Annotated in this window: 11 protein-coding genes; 4 read left to right on the top strand and 7 right to left on the bottom strand. The window is 42.5% G+C overall.

What is annotated here, in order from left to right; genetic code table 11:
• Window positions 1-158 precede the first annotated feature (158 nt).
• From HMPREF9009_RS00845 to HMPREF9009_RS00835, 3 genes are all read left to right on the top strand, one after another.
• Window positions 159-1,067 (top strand): S66 peptidase family protein, encoded by a 909-nt coding sequence (locus HMPREF9009_RS00845; RefSeq protein WP_008026162.1) that lies wholly within the window; start codon window positions 159-161, stop codon window positions 1,065-1,067.
• A gap of 70 nt (window positions 1,068-1,137) precedes the next feature.
• The gene (locus HMPREF9009_RS00840; protein ID WP_004316652.1) at window positions 1,138-2,133 is read left to right on the top strand and encodes a M20 family metallopeptidase; all 996 of its coding nucleotides are present in this window, start codon (window positions 1,138-1,140) and stop codon (window positions 2,131-2,133) included.
• Window positions 2,134-2,155: 22 nt separating this feature from the next.
• A complete protein-coding gene (locus HMPREF9009_RS00835) occupies window positions 2,156-2,581 on the top strand; it encodes a SufE family protein (protein ID WP_004316653.1) in 426 nt (141 codons plus the stop codon).
• Window positions 2,582-2,596: 15 nt separating this feature from the next.
• On the opposite strand, the gene HMPREF9009_RS00830 is transcribed toward HMPREF9009_RS00835, so the two are convergent.
• The 5 genes from HMPREF9009_RS00830 to HMPREF9009_RS00810 all read right to left on the bottom strand — a co-directional run bounded on the left by HMPREF9009_RS00830 (window position 2,597) and on the right by HMPREF9009_RS00810 (window position 9,091).
• Window positions 2,597-3,376, bottom strand: a complete 780-nt coding sequence (locus HMPREF9009_RS00830; protein WP_049701206.1) for a CPBP family intramembrane glutamic endopeptidase — start codon at window positions 3,374-3,376, stop codon at window positions 2,597-2,599.
• Between the two features lie 139 nt (window positions 3,377-3,515).
• Window positions 3,516-4,496: a bifunctional riboflavin kinase/FAD synthetase gene (locus HMPREF9009_RS00825; protein WP_049701205.1), complete on the bottom strand. Its 981-nt coding sequence runs from the start codon at window positions 4,494-4,496 to the stop codon at window positions 3,516-3,518.
• A 10-nt stretch (window positions 4,497-4,506) separates the two neighbouring features.
• On the bottom strand, window positions 4,507-5,130 hold the full coding sequence (locus tag HMPREF9009_RS00820; RefSeq protein WP_049701204.1) for an HAD family hydrolase: 624 nt from the start codon (window positions 5,128-5,130) through the stop codon (window positions 4,507-4,509).
• Window positions 5,120-7,825, bottom strand: a complete 2,706-nt coding sequence (locus HMPREF9009_RS00815) for a calcium-translocating P-type ATPase, PMCA-type (protein ID WP_049701203.1) — start codon at window positions 7,823-7,825, stop codon at window positions 5,120-5,122. Before HMPREF9009_RS00815 ends, HMPREF9009_RS00820 begins: the two co-directional genes overlap by 11 nt.
• Before the next feature lie 90 nt (window positions 7,826-7,915).
• Entirely contained in the window at window positions 7,916-9,091 is a 1,176-nt protein-coding gene (locus HMPREF9009_RS00810; protein ID WP_053095297.1) for a sensor histidine kinase, read from the bottom strand.
• 223 nt (window positions 9,092-9,314) lie between these two features.
• Here HMPREF9009_RS00810 and rd point away from each other — a divergent pair, with 223 nt between their 5' ends.
• Complete coding sequence (gene rd, locus HMPREF9009_RS24780; RefSeq protein WP_004306971.1) at window positions 9,315-9,479, top strand: rubredoxin; 165 nt, start codon at window positions 9,315-9,317, stop codon at window positions 9,477-9,479.
• A gap of 174 nt (window positions 9,480-9,653) precedes the next feature.
• Here the strand turns inward: rd and hepC are convergent, their stop codons facing one another.
• Together hepC and HMPREF9009_RS00795 are read right to left on the bottom strand one after the other, a co-directional pair.
• Complete coding sequence (gene hepC / locus HMPREF9009_RS00800; protein ID WP_049701201.1) at window positions 9,654-11,657, bottom strand: heparin-sulfate lyase HepC; 2,004 nt, start codon at window positions 11,655-11,657, stop codon at window positions 9,654-9,656.
• 11 nt (window positions 11,658-11,668) lie between these two features.
• The gene (locus HMPREF9009_RS00795; protein ID WP_049701200.1) at window positions 11,669-12,952 is read right to left on the bottom strand and encodes a DUF4995 domain-containing protein; all 1,284 of its coding nucleotides are present in this window, start codon (window positions 12,950-12,952) and stop codon (window positions 11,669-11,671) included.
• Window positions 12,953-13,656 lie beyond the last annotated feature (704 nt).

Here is a 13,656-nt window from a genome sequence, read left to right as displayed (position 1 = left end):
AAAAAATGCATCCATTATGTAACATTTTGCTATATTTTATTTGTTTTGGCTGTTGGATGTGCACGGAACCGTTTTTTCCTGTATTTTTGCAAATGAAAACAAATGTGTTCGGACAGTCTGGTATTTTATCAACGAAAGTCAATTAAATAAGAATATATATGGATATTCAATTTCCTCCCTTTTTGCAGAAAGGTGATAAAGTAGTTATCGTATCACCTTCGAGTAAGATAGACCAACAATTCCTGAAAGGAGCCAAGAAACGGATTGAATCATGGGGCTTGAAAGTGGCTATGGGAAAATATGCCGGAAGTTCATCCGGGAGATATGCCGGAACAATCAGGCAACGGCTGAAAGATTTGCAGGACGCGATGGACGACCCTAAGGTGAAAGCTATTCTGTGTAGTCGCGGAGGGTACGGGGCGGTACATTTGATTGATAAAATTGATTTTACGGCTTTTCATGAACATCCGAAATGGTTACTGGGTTTTAGCGATATAACGGCGTTGCACAATCTGTTTCAGAAAAATGGATATGCTTCCCTACATTCGTTGATGGCCCGTCATCTTACGGTAGAACCGGAAGATGATCTTTGTACGAACTATCTGAAGGATATCTTATTTGGAAATATCCCTTCTTATACGTGCGAGAAGCACAAACTGAATAAGCAGGGGACTGCGCAAGGCGTTTTGCATGGTGGCAATATGGCGGTAGCATACGGTTTGCGGGGAACTCCTTATGATATTCCGGCAGAAGGGACGATATTGTTTATTGAAGATGTCAGCGAACGTCCGCATGCCATCGAGCGTATGATGTATAATTTGAAATTGGGAGGCGTACTTGAAAAACTGTCCGGACTGATTATCGGCCAATTTACGGAATATGAAGAAGACTGTTCGTTGGGTAAGGAATTGTATGCAGCTTTGGCGGATTTAGTAAAAGAGTATGATTATCCGGTCTGCTTTAATTTTCCGGTAGGACACGTGACTTATAATCTTCCGCTTATAAACGGCGCAAAAGTAGAACTTGTGGTCGGAAAGAAAAATGTGGAACTGAAGTTTATATGTTAATAAACCATTCCATCTGAACGATGCTGTGATGAAAATAACTAATTTTGAAGCCCTAATAGATGAAAGGACGATGAAAAAGAAAACTATGATAGTATTAATGAGTGCCTTTTTGTTATTATCAGCATTCTCTTGCGGAGGAGGTAATAAGGCAAATAGTACGAGTGAACAAAGCGAAGAGACAGCAGTGAATGTACCTCAATTTGATGCGGATAGTGCTTATTTGTATGTAAAGAATCAGGTGGATTTCGGACCTCGTGTTCCTAATACAAAAGAACATGTTGCCTGTGGCAATTACCTTGCCGGTCAGTTGGAGGCTTTCGGTGCTCAAGTGACTAATCAATATGCAGATTTAATTGCTTATGACGGAACTCTGTTGAAAGCGAGAAACATTATCGGTTCTTATAAGCCGGAAAGCAAAAAACGAATCGCTCTGTTTGCGCACTGGGATACACGTCCATGGGCTGATAACGATCCTGACGAGAAGAATCATAATACTCCGATTTTGGGTGCCAATGATGGTGCCAGTGGTGTAGGGGCTTTATTGGAAATAGCTCGCTTGGTCAATCAGCAACAACCGGAGTTAGGTATCGATATTATTTTGCTGGATGCAGAGGATTATGGTGCGCCGCAGTTCTATACGGGGCAGCATAAAGAGGAATTCTGGTGTCTCGGATCACAGTATTGGGCACGCAATCCTCATGTACAGGGATATAATGCACGTTTTGGCATCCTGCTCGATATGGTGGGCGGTGAAGGTAGCGTGTTTATGAAAGAGGGATATTCTGAAGAATTTGCTCCCGATATAAATAAGAAAGTCTGGAAAGCGGCGAAGAAGATTGGCAACGGGAAGACGTTCATGGATGGTAACGGAGGATTTGTTACCGACGACCATCTGTTCATTAATCGCTTGGCACGTATTAAAACAATCGATATTATTCCATATAATCAGGAGGGTGACTTTACTCCGACATGGCATACCGTCAATGACAATATGGAGCATATAGATAAGAATACGTTGAAAGCAGTAGGCCAGACGGTATTGGAAGTGATCTATAATGAGAAATAACAGGATTAAATAATTATTTATAATGTCAATTAATGAATTACAGGACGAAGTGATTGCAGAATTCAGTGACTTCGACGATTGGATGGACCGTTATCAACTACTTATTGACTTAGGAAATGAGCAGGAACCACTTGAAGAAAAATATAAGACGGAACAAAATCTGATTGAAGGATGCCAAAGTAGGGTGTGGCTTCAAGCGGATGATGTAGACGGTAAAATCGTTTTTAAAGCGGAAAGTGATGCTTTGATAGTCAAAGGAATTATTGCCTTATTGATTAAAGTCCTTTCAGGACATACTCCTGATGAAATCTTGAATACAGATCTTTATTTTATAGACAAGATCGGGCTGAAAGAGCATCTGTCACCAACGCGTAGCAATGGTTTGCTGTCGATGGTGAAACAAATACGAATGTATGCACTAGCATTCAAAGCAAAAGAGGGGAAGTGAAAAACTTCCCTTTTTTTATGGTTGCTTTCTGGAAGTCAGATTGTTCATGGTCAGTATGGTGCAGATAAGTAGCAGGATTGAACCGACCAGAGCGATGAGATACGGGCTACCGTTAATCAGGTCATCCATATTCTCGGCTTCGGGATATTTAATACTAAGATATACGGATAGCGAGTTATTGAGCACGTGCATGAGTATACACGGTATCAGGCTACCTGTTTTGTAATAAGTCCATGCCAGCAGGATACCGATTAGAAATGCCGGAAGGATCTGGGCCGGATTTATATGAAAGACGCCGAACAGAAGCGCGGAAATCAGAATGGCTTTAGTCGGATTATATTGTTGAAGTAAAGCTCGGGTGATTGCTCCGCGAAACAAGATTTCTTCAAGCACAGGGCCGATGATGGCTATTGCAAGAATACCGCCCCAACCGGATTGGAGAATGTCGAAAGATTGTTCCATGATGTTGGGTATCCAGTCTAGCAGTCCCATAAGTGCAGATACCAGAAAGCCAGCGGTGAGAATAGCCAGCCCGCTACAAATTAGGAATGGCACTGATACAGGCGACCATGTCGCTTTCTTTTTACTGATATAGCCGGCTTTCCATAGATAAATACCCATCATAATCTGACCGGCTAATTGGGCCGGAATCATAATCATTTGCGTCAGAGCAACCTTATCCAAATCTCCTGTGGTGACTAACAAATAGATTGTACAGGGAATCATAATCAGGATAGGGGCGACAATCTGCGCAATGAGAAGGTCTATTAATATCAGTTTGATAGCCGTTTTCATTGGTCTTTAGTTAGTTGTAAAGAAACTATAGATAAACATAGCTAACATCGAAATAGCTATTACCACCAAAGAGATGCTCATAAATGACTTTTGCATAAGAATCTATTTTTAAATTATTATTGTTCGGTTATTGTATTATTTATTTTGTTTCTCTGCTGTTACTGTTTGCCTTGCTGGCAAGAAGAATAGCTTCCGTCTCTTCTGCATCTTTATGGAGTTGCACTATTAACTCGTCGATACTGGAGAATTTCAGTTCGGGACGCGTCCGTTTTACAAAAGTAAGCCGGATGAATTTATCGTATATGTCCGAATGGAAGTGAAGGATATTCACCTCAATGGTCCGGTTAGGGCCATTATCAATCGTCGGGCGGACACCTATGTTCAGCATCCCCATATATGTCTTTTTATCGAATGTCACCCATACGGCATATACACCGTCCGCGGGGATCAGTTTATCAGGATCATCCACGCTTAAATTGGCCGTTGGAAAACCTATTTTGCGGCCTACCTGATAGCCGCCTACTACTATTCCATCCAGGAAATATTCATATTTCAGGCAATCGGCAGCCAAGTCTACTTCTCCTTGATGAAGAAGTTTGCGGATCAGGGAAGAACTTACCGGAACATTGGGTACGTTCTCTATTTCTATATTGCTGGTATATGCTTTGGCGCGGATCACTTCTATGCCAATTTCTTTCCCATAGCGTACATAATCCTCGAAACCTTCGCTGCGGTTGTGCCCAAAACGATGGTCATAGCCGATAACCAGGTATTTTACCTGGTAACGTTCTTTTAACAGCTGCGTCATGAACTCTCGGGCAGTAAGCCGGGAAATTTCTGGAGTGAAATCAAGCATCAGACAGTAATCTACCCCGATGTTTGCCAGCAGCCTTATTTTTTCTTCCGGGGTAGTCAGAAGTTCCGGACGGTAATCTACATTCATCACTTTGCGGGGATGAACGGGGAAAGTAACCAATGCAGAGCGTAGACCTTTGGCGGCGGCTATCTCTTTCACTTGCTGAATCAGATAGCGATGTCCTGCATGTACTCCATCAAAGAAACCGATGGTAGCTACACTGGGTTCCGGGTTAATAGCCGATGTGTCACGTATAATCTGCATATCTCTAAAATTATTTGCTGTTGAAAAGATGGCTCCAGTCTTCGCCTGCTTTTGCTGTATAAGTGATAATTCCTAAATTTTGCGCTGCCTTACAGTTCATCTCGGAATCATCGATGAAGAGTGTTTCTTTCGGCTCGATACCGGCATCCTCTATGATTGCCTTGAAGATCTCCGGTTCGGGCTTGGCCATTTTCATTTCAAAAGAGAGATATGTTTTCTCAAAATAGTCTTCCACCCTAAATGTGCGGTAGGGAAATAGATGAATACATGTCCAGTCCCAGTGGATTTGGTTGGTATTGCTCAATAAATAGACGACATATTTCTCACGTAATTTTAATAATAAATCGAGTTTGTGTGTCGGTATGTCTACTAAAAAACTATTCCAGGCTGCATCTATTTGTGTGTCGCTCACTGCTTTGCCTATCATTTTACGAACTCCGTCACGGAATTCGGCGGGTGTAATCAATCCTTTTTCCTGTTGCATCAGGAGTCCGTTCGGATTATGGATATCCAGTAGGTCCTCCACGTTCCGGAGCCCTAATTTCTGAAAGTTCTCAATGCAACGTTGGCGGTCGAGATTGATAAGTACACCACCCAAATCAATAAGAAGGTTTTTTATTCCTTTACTTTTCATTTCTGTCTTTTTTGTGAATAATACGTTGAACAAGGCGAATAAGTTCTCCAACCCATAACACCGTGGACGAAACGCCTATAATAAGAAGCCAGGTTTGCCAGTCGAGCGGTTCCGTACGGAATACAGCTCCACCGAACTGTACGATCAGGAATTGTCCGGCAAGAATAGCCAATACAATAAGTTCCATACCATACGATTTGGAAAGTCCCTTGAATGCCGAATCGGTAGTGCCGAATACACGGGCATTGAACAGATTCCAGAATTGCAGCATGACAAAGAAGGTGAAGAAAATGGTCAGGTTGTGTATATCCATACCTTCCGTGCTGTGGTCGAAATAATAAATCATTCCGAGCAGTACGATGAGGAAGATGGAGCCCACACCTAATATATTAGACCGCATTGCCTTACTGATAATAAAATCAGTGCTTCGACGGGGTTTCTCAAGCATCACGGTTTCGCTGGGCGGAATGGAAGCAAGTGCCAAAGCGGCAAAAGTGTCCATAATCAGGTTCACCCATAACATTTGTGTTACAGTCAGCGGAAGTTCCGTACCGATCACAGAACCTAACAAGACAATGAGCAGTGCTACGAAGTTGATCGTTAGCTGGAAAACAATGAAACGCTGGATATTCTTATACAGGGAGCGTCCCCACATAACGGCAGTTCCGATACTGTTGAAGGAGTCGTCGAGCAGGGTAATATCGCTGGCCTCTTTGGCAACAGAAGTACCTGTACCCATTGACAAACCTACTTGGGCATGATTCAAAGCCGGGGCGTCGTTGGTCCCGTCTCCGGTTACGGCTACGACTGCTCCTTTTTGCTGAAGCAGCTGCACCAGACGTTGCTTGTCAGTCGGGCGGGCGCGGGACATGATTTTTAAATCCATCACTCTATCCAATGCTTCTTCATCGCTCAATTCGGCAAATGCAACACCAGTGATTCGATTTCGTTCGGTATCTGTTTCGGGGGTCCAAAGACCTATCTGACGCGCGATTTCCGTTGCAGTTCCCGGAGTATCACCGGTTACGATCTTGATGCCGATACCTGCGGACTGGCATTTAGCAACCGCAGCAGGTACGTCCGGACGAATCGGGTCGGAGATGGCAACTACTCCCAAGAAATTCAGGTCGTTGGCTGAAACCAGTTCCGTACAATCGTTTGACTCATTTTCTCCGACAATCTTGAATGCAAATCCAAGTGTACGCATAGCCATATTCTGATAGCCCAACAGTTGTGCTTCTACTGTGGAGCGATATTCTACGGCGTCCACTCGTCGTCCGTCCAGGACTACTTCTTTACACTTGCCCAAAACAATTTCCGGGGCTCCTTTTATATAAAGTATTTTTTTTCCGATCAGTGGCGACTCAACAAGGGTTGCCATGAATTTCCGTTCGGTAGAGAAGGTGAGTTGGTCGAGGATATGTGCTTTCTCGCGAAGTTCCAGATAATTTCTTCCCTGCTTGTTAAGCCAAAGCAATAAAGCTACTTCGGTAGGATTTCCTACGCCTTTCGGCTTCTCACCGGTCGTTGACTCTTCGAGGAAAGCGGTTGAGTTAGCGCTTATTCCTTCTGCAATGAGTGTGCTGATATCATCATCGGACAAAACACTGCCATTTTTGATGCCGTAAAAATTAGGCTCGTGCACTTGCATTAGGTTTTGAGTCAGTGTACCGGTTTTATCCGTACAAATCACAGTGATGGCTCCCATTGTTTCGCAGGCGTGCATTTTCCGCACCAGGTTGTTGGTAGAAAGCATGCGGCGCATATTCAATGCCAGACTAAGAGTGACGCTCATTGGCAATCCTTCAGGCACAGCTACCACAATCAGCGTAACTGCCATCATAAAATATTTCAGTGTCCGTTCGAAAACAGGAAGCCACTCGTGCCATCCGTTCAGTGAACCGAAATCAAAGAATAATAATACGTCTTTGACAAAGAAAATAAGGAAAGCGAGACCGGCCACCGTAAAACCAATCTTTCCGATGAGGTTTGCGAGTTTGGTTAACTGTATGTTCAGCGGAGTAGGTTCAAGGTTGTCCTCCGTGCTCTGTCGGGCTACTTTCCCGATTTCAGTAGCATCTCCCACATGCAGAACGCGCATGGTGCCGTGACCGTCTACCACTGTCGTTCCACGCATCACCAGATTGGAAGCATAAGTTGCCTCCTCATCAAAGTCAGCTTCTACAGTTGTTTTATTAATAACGGGTTCGCCTGTCAGATTAGATTCGTTTACTTGCAAAGAGATGGCTTCCAGTAATTCTCCATCGGCAGGAATTTCTTCACCGGTTTCCAGAATTACAATATCACCTACCACTATGTCTTTGCGGGGAATTTCCTGTACACGTCCGTTTCGGATCACTTTTACCAATGTTTCTTCATTGACTGCATTCAGCAGATCAAACTTTTTGCTGGCATCATATTCGAAAAAGAAACCGATTCCGGTAGCCAGTAAGATAGCTGCTATAATTCCGATTGTTTCAGCGTATTCGTTTTCGATGATGGAAATGATTAACGAGAATACGGCTGCTACTAACAGTACGCGTACAACCGGGTCTTCAAATTTTTCCAGATAAAGTTTCCAGAGGGAAGGACGCTTGGGAGGTGTTAACAGGTTAATACCATTTTTCTCCCTGCTTTGTAGGACTTCGTCATCCGTAAGTCCTAAATGATAATAGTCATTTTTATTTGTACTCATGCAGATACATGCGTTTAGTTTGAACCGCAAAAATACAACATAAAATTGTGATAAATTGTTTAATTAAAACTTTTTATGAAGTCGAATTTGTTATCGTGGTTTACCACATGTGCGATAAGGAATTGTAAACCAGAATGTAGAGCCTTCACCTTCTACGGAATCCGCACCAATCTGACCGCCTAGTTTCGTGACAATGGTTTGAGAAATAGAGAGTCCCAGTCCGGCTCCTTTCTTATCTTTGTTCAGTTTTACAAAGCGCTCGAATACATCCGGTAGTTTTTCTGCCGGAATTCCGGCTCCGGTATCTTTTACATAAAAGTAAAGTTCAGTATCTCTTGCCTCATATCCGATGCGGATACTACCTTCATGGGTGAATTTAATGGCGTTGCCAGCAAAGTTGGAAAGCACCTGTGCCACCCGGTTGCGATCCGTCTGGATCATGCATGATGAACGAGACGGTTCTGCTATAATTTGTATATTTTCTCCGGCTTCATTGACTCTCATCTGGAAAAGTTGTTGTAAATCTGAAAGCAATAGATTGACGTCCACCGTTGTCTGTACAAATTCCAAGGTTCCGGCTTCGATTTTAGACATATCCAGAATGTCGTTGACCAACTGCATCAGAAGATCAGCATTCATTTTTATGATTTCCTGATATTGGGCTTTTTCTTCTTCGGTATTTGCGCTGCCTAACACTTCTGCAAATCCGGTAATAGCGTTGAGAGGAGTACGGATCTCATGGCTCATATTAGCTAAAAAGGCCGATTTTGAAATATCCGCTTTTTCAGCTTTTTCTTTGGCTAGTCTCAATTCATTTTCGGCCTGTTTCCGTCGGGTGACGTCATGTACGGTGATAACCATATTCTCTTCTTCATTGAGAAGGAAGTAGGAGCCGGATATTACTGCGTCACATTCCACAGTTGTATTATCCGATGTGACTACGGATAAAGTTGCTTCGAGGTCCGTGAAGTTCCGTCTCTGTTCGAAGGCCTGACGTATGGCGGTACGTATCGGACAGGAACCGCAGAAACTATGTGTGCCGCAGCCTCCTTCGGCAGCCAATGCGTTACGGCATTGCAGCAGGTCGCCCACTCTTTTTTCTTCTGTTCCTTTTCTGGTTCCGGTTTTTTGGTAATAGTTGGTCTTCAGTACTTTAAAATCGTTATCTATTAGCAGAATAAAAGCATGTACATTCTTTAAAACGGCACCGGCGATATGGCTGGTACGTTCCAACTTTCTGGATTCACGGAACAATCGTTGTTGCATCCGTAGGCATTTCCTGCGTTCCCATAAAAAACTGATTAGTAGGACTGCGCATAAAACTATTAAAGTTGACAATAGTGCTATAAGCATAGTATAATATTGTTGTTTTAGCTTGATAATATGACTACAAAGATAGCTTTTTTCTTTAGTTTGGAAAATAGTGTTGAACAAATATCCAGCTATTTGTGTTATATTATTCAGAAAACCATTTAAAAATACGAACGTTATGAAAAAGTACATTTGCACGGTCTGTGAATATATTTACGACCCCGAACAAGGAGATCCGGAAAGCGGAATTGAACCAGGAACAGCCTTTGAAGACATTCCAGATGATTGGACTTGTCCGTTATGCGGAGTCGGCAAAGAAGATTTTGAACCGTACGAAGGATAAAACCAAGAGAGAGAGAATTATTAAGAAGAGAATGGCCGGGTGTATAGATATATGCCCGGTCTTTTTTATTTTTGGGGGAGAGCTGTTTCGTTGTCTCCGCTTCGTATTTAAATGCAAAGGGGAAGGAGTATTAACCCTTCCCCTGCCTATTGAAAACTAACCAATCCCTTGTATTTATAACTTATATCCTAAAACTCTCAATTTCCCATTTACCTTTACTTCGATTTCCAATTCGTTTTCATTGAAATTCTTATTTTTAAAACGAGCGTTGAACTTGTCTTTGTTATTCTTGTCTTTGAAAGGATAGATTACAGTGATGTAACGCACCGGTTTATCATCCTTTTTCTCTACATTAAACGCTATTGCAGGACGTTCGCTACGTTGGCGATAGCCTGTTGAATACCAGCCTTCCTCTTTAACAACTTTCATTTTGTCAGTGCTGAAGCATTGTAGTTTTACATTGCTTTCATTTTCTAAGGCTGTCGTAAGGGACATCTTTTGGGAGTCCAAGGTTGTTTCTCCTTCACAGAGCTGATAATGCAAATTAACTGTGCCTTTGGCTTTTCCTATTGCCTCATCTACAATGACAAAGAATGAATTGTCGACAAAGAATACAGAACGACGGTGCTTCAAATCTTTATAACCCAGATTTTCTGTTACCAGGATTTGTGTATTTCCTTCCGGCTGCCATAATTTGGTTACTGATTCGGTGACTTCTATGGTCCGGTTATCCAGTGTTAACGTGTTATGTACGGCAGTTGCTCTGAACCAGTTTCGCAATTTCATCACTTCCTTATCGCCCGCAAAAACATAAGAGCCGGAGTCCGGGAACAGGTTCTTCCCGTTAAACCAGAGTTCGAATGTTCCGTTGTCCGGTTGGCAGTGCCATTCTCCTTTCGGGCCGGCTTTCACTACCATTTGGATAGCATCCTGTCCCCATGAATTACGAAATATAAAGAAGCCCGAGGCTGTGAATCCTTTAGACAGATAATCAGGACGTTTCCCTTCTTTGCCTTCTGTTGCAAAGTAACGGATGGCTTGATTATCCGGGAATAAACCAGACCACTTTTTGTAATAGTTGATAGTCGGCTGCTTTCCGGTTAAGATAGCATCACTGAAACAGGGATTGCTGTAATCGGGGAAACAGATGTTGGCGTAGAACATAATCATGCGCTCAATGGTGTCTATATAGCTTTGTGGAAATTCATTCCGGAAGCCGTTGACTGTTCCCATATTCAGTGCATAATAAAAAATATTAATGGTGGCCAGGTGGTAATGAGGATCCAGTTCATATTGTCCGCCGTCCGGATATACCTGTATCTGGATTTCATTGTTTAATATATCTATTCCGCTTCTTCTCCATTGGGCAGCGTCTTTGAATTCGGGGAAGAAAGTGCCTGCATACAACATACGTTGTGCTTCGAAAAGTAAATGATTGCCGTGTTTGGAGTAATTTTTAGAGAGAAATAAGGCGTGTCTGTGGTAGTTCCACAGAAATTCGGTCAGGAATTCCGGAGTAAACGATTGGGCGGGCAGAAACAACAGAAATTGCACTAATTGTGCCTGTAACCTGTCGCTAACCTCTAGCGGACGCCATGCAAAACGGTTGTTCTCGGCTTCGTCCTGAAGGGTACTGTTATCCAGAATCTCATATTCTTCTTTGGAAATCTCCAGAAGTGGATTTTTTTTAATCCAGTCCATATATTGGAATGTCCATTCCTTAGCATACTTTTCATCTTTACCAGCCCTGTAAGCATACCCCATCGGGATAAACCATTTATGCCTGTGAAGCATCCAACGTATCTCATTATCCTTTATCGGCCAGTATTTCCAGTTGATATCTTTCCCGTAAAAGGTAGGTTCATAACCTTCCTGTCCATAAAAGATATGCTGCATTGCATCATCGGCGCGTTTTTTATTTTCCGGGCTCAGACGGATGTTTTCCAAGTTAATGTCGGGATGGTGGATGTCCTTGCGTTCCCGATAGTAACTGAGCAATGCTTGGGCCGCTTCTTCTTTTTTCTGTGCCTGATAGAGTGCTTTCACTTGTTCCAGTCCGGGATAGTCCAGATTGAGTAATGAAAATACTTTCTCGTTAACACTCGTCTGGGCATTAACCTCTGTTGTATAGCCTGTCAGTAGCCATGCACACAGTAAAAATAAGGTTATTCTTTTCATCTCAATGGCGTTTATAGGTCAGCGTATTTGATTTTCTTCACGTCCATGTATCTTTTCAGGGCTTCAAGATAATAATAATCGGCATAATTCAGCGGGGCGTCTATTTCGAAACCGTTGGGGATAGAGCCTGTCGAATGCATCAATATAAAATTTTGATTGTCACCTATTGGGGCGAGGTAAGTATCGCTTGACAAGTTTTTCAGTATTGTTTCTGCATAGTTGAAATATTTGTCGTTCTGTGTAAGGGTGCTTAGCTCGATGAATGCCGATGCCGTGACTGCTGCCGCTGACGCATCACGGGGCGTTTCCGGGCTCTGTATAGCGTCATAATCCCATAATGGAATCAAATCCTCGGTTTTTACCCGGCTGATAATCATGTTGGCTACATTCTCGGCATGAGTGAGGAATAGGGAGTCTTTGGTTTCCCTGAAACAAGATGTATAACCATAGACTGCCCATGCTTGTCCACGTGCCCAGGAGGATTCATCGTGTTTGCCTTGGTGGGTGCGTTTGTATTCTACGGTTCCGTCGTTGTTATAGCTTACTACGTGATAGCAAGTATAATCAGGGCGGAAGTGGTTTCTCATGGTCGTTTTGGCATGTTTGATTGCAACCTCGTTATAGCGGTAGTTGGAAGTTAAGTTATAGGCGTTGAATAATAAATCCAGGTTCATTATATTGTCAATAATCACAGGATAGTTCCATTCTCCGAAGTCCCACGAACGAATACAGCCGATAGTATCGTTGAAACGTCCGCATAGGTTATCGGCGGTTTCTTTGATAACCTCTTTTATCGTATCATTGGGGGATAATCTCAATGCGTTTCCATAGCTGCAATTCACCATGAAACCGATGTCATGTGTATCTTTTATGTAGCGTACCGGATTGAGTTGATTGGTATAATAGATAGCGAGATTCTTTAAAGAGTCTTTTCGGGTCAGTTCGTATGCATACCATAATGAACCGGGGAAGAAACCGCTGGTCCAGTCGGATACAGGGCAGAGTAGGATTTGTCCTGCCAGTTCAGGGGTAGATTCCGATTCTATCGAATCCTTGAATACGGAAGGGTCGCGTTCCAGTTGCCGGCTTATGAACATAGTGTCGCAGACCTGATGGATACTTCGGGGAAACTTGCCTGTACCTTTTAACTTTTCCCCGGTAATCTTTAATTGGGCGGAGGCTGCATCCAAACTCTTTTTTAACCATTCGTAGTTTTCCTTTTGAGGAGTCTGGCACGATGCCAGCAGAAGGGCCGTGAAGAACAAAAATAGATTGTACTTTTTCATGTTATAAATTTATCGTTTTACTTGATTTTTTCTGTTTGTAAAAATAGTGAATGTTAACCGTATGCATGTGATAAGGTTGTTCAATAGAGTTTAGATTGTAAATAGAGAGCGTTAATTTTGTCTCTTATAATGTTGAATTTATCCAATAGAGCTGAAATCGGTACTGAAATCGCTACTTGGGGTGGTTGGGATACTCTTATTTTTAGTATAATGGGAATACTGTTGAATGGATGCTTCCCTTATAACCAAATCTTTTTCGGGTGCAATTACAACTTGTCTGACACCCGGGTGTCAGACATACTGAGACCCGGGTCTTGAACATGATGACACCCGGGTGTCAGGTATGACGAGACCCGGGTGTCGTATAAATCTTTATTGCAATAAAAATAAGTCTTTATTGTAGAGGAATAAATAAATGGCTTTATGAAAGATAATATTCTTTATCCGGTCGTCAAATCAATGAATCTTATAGCCTGAACGAATGTTCTTTTCTGCCCGGAACGGCTCTTATTGGGCTGTTGCGGCTTGTAGCTATATAAAATCTCAATCAAATTGTATAAAAACAACATCGTTCTAAAGCTAATGTCAATTGATTTAGACGATATGGAGACGTCTTCTTATTAAGAGTCCTTAACTTTGTTCCGATAGAAATTCCACTTCAGAAATGAGATAAAAAACAATAAATAGAATTAGTAAATTGTTAACTAAGTCAA

Source organism: Bacteroides sp. 3_1_13 (assembly GCF_001185845.1).
GTDB classification, from domain to species: Bacteria; Bacteroidota; Bacteroidia; order Bacteroidales; family Bacteroidaceae; genus Bacteroides; species Bacteroides xylanisolvens.
The sequence above is the reverse complement of the archived record's forward strand: the minus strand, read 5'-3'. Positions and strand labels throughout refer to the sequence as shown.

Bases quoted from the DNA above. Each gene is read 5' to 3' on its own strand.
- HMPREF9009_RS00845 (WP_008026162.1), top strand. From the start codon at position 159: ATGGATATTCAATTTCCTCCCTTTTTGCAGAAAGGTGATAAAGTAGTT.
- HMPREF9009_RS00840 (WP_004316652.1), top strand. From the start codon at position 1,138: ATGAAAAAGAAAACTATGATAGTATTAATGAGTGCCTTTTTGTTATTA.
- HMPREF9009_RS00835 (WP_004316653.1), top strand. From the start codon at position 2,156: ATGTCAATTAATGAATTACAGGACGAAGTGATTGCAGAATTCAGTGAC.
- HMPREF9009_RS00830 (WP_049701206.1), bottom strand. From the start codon at position 3,376: ATGAAAACGGCTATCAAACTGATATTAATAGACCTTCTCATTGCGCAG.
- HMPREF9009_RS00825 (WP_049701205.1), bottom strand. From the start codon at position 4,496: ATGCAGATTATACGTGACACATCGGCTATTAACCCGGAACCCAGTGTA.
- HMPREF9009_RS00820 (WP_049701204.1), bottom strand. From the start codon at position 5,130: ATGAAAAGTAAAGGAATAAAAAACCTTCTTATTGATTTGGGTGGTGTA.
- HMPREF9009_RS00815 (WP_049701203.1), bottom strand. From the start codon at position 7,825: ATGAGTACAAATAAAAATGACTATTATCATTTAGGACTTACGGATGAC.
- HMPREF9009_RS00810 (WP_053095297.1), bottom strand. From the start codon at position 9,091: ATGCAACAACGATTGTTCCGTGAATCCAGAAAGTTGGAACGTACCAGC.
- rd (WP_004306971.1), top strand. From the start codon at position 9,315: ATGAAAAAGTACATTTGCACGGTCTGTGAATATATTTACGACCCCGAA.
- hepC (WP_049701201.1), bottom strand. From the start codon at position 11,657: ATGAAAAGAATAACCTTATTTTTACTGTGTGCATGGCTACTGACAGGC.